The sequence below is a fragment of the Streptococcus sp. GMD1S genome (genome assembly GCF_000296875.1).
Lineage (GTDB): Bacteria > Bacillota > Bacilli > Lactobacillales > Streptococcaceae > Streptococcus.
Genome location: NZ_AJQY01000213.1, coordinates 1 through 832, shown reverse-complemented (window position 1 = coordinate 832; position 832 = coordinate 1). Strand labels below are relative to the sequence as shown.

At 44.8% G+C, this 832-nt stretch carries 2 protein-coding genes and 1 pseudogene; all 3 read right to left on the bottom strand.

Translation table 11 applies throughout. From position 1 onward, the window contains the following. The coding region (locus tag GMD1S_RS08375) for a hypothetical protein (RefSeq protein ID WP_000951899.1) at positions 1-227 on the bottom strand (227 nt) is incomplete at its 3' end. A gap of 65 nt (positions 228-292) precedes the next feature. Beyond that, the gene (gene rpoZ, locus GMD1S_RS08370) at positions 293-607 is read right to left on the bottom strand and encodes a DNA-directed RNA polymerase subunit omega (RefSeq protein ID WP_002874282.1); all 315 of its coding nucleotides are present in this window, start codon (positions 605-607) and stop codon (positions 293-295) included. Between the two features lie 24 nt (positions 608-631). Further along, positions 632-832, bottom strand: a pseudogene (locus GMD1S_RS08365) (guanylate kinase); the annotation flags it as partial.

The window sequence follows — 832 nt, the reverse complement described above, 5'->3', positions numbered from 1 at the left end:
TCTAGCACCTCTGCAATCTCCTTCAAGTCCTGACCTTCCATCTCTTCATCCGACTGGGACTCCAGGCCAAGCACAATCCCTTGTATCAAACGATTACCCTTTCCGAAGGGGACATGAACCCGCATACCGACTTCCAGCATCTCTACAAATTCCTCAGGGACCTTATAACTATAGGGCTGGTCCGTCTGCATAAGGGGAACATCCACAATAATCTTTGCGATTGCCATCTTCTCACCTCCTCCTTGTCAGTACATTCTTGCAATAGAAAAAATAAGATTGAGTCCCCCCAACCTTAAATTTTTTCACCATCTTCTTTTTCTTTAGCGATTTGCTCTTTGATTTTCTTTTCTTCTTCTTCTTTGCGGCGTTTTTCTTCTTCGATACGGAGACGAACCGCTTCACGTTTTCCTTCTGGATCTGGGTGAATGGTTACATTTCCAGACTCGATTTCTTCCAAAGCACGAAGAGTTGATTTTTCAGACTTAAACTCTTGAGTTGCTGGCGCTCCTGCTTCTAGTTCGTGGGCGCGTTTTGCTTCCAAGATTACGAGTGAATATTTTGATGGTACCTTGTCCAGCAAGGTATCAATAGAGGGTTTTAACATCATTTGCTTGTACCTGTTTCCTATAGTTTATCGAGTAGTTGGAGATTTTGGCAACATCTCCTGGTAGTGACCAATGACACGGTCCACACGGAAGTGTTCTGCTTCGATCACACGCTTGACACGTTCAGCAGCGAGGGGCACCTGATCGTTGACAATGGCATAATCATACTCACGCATGAGGGCAATTTCTTCCTTGGCTTTTTCGATTCGTTGGGCAATCACTTCAGC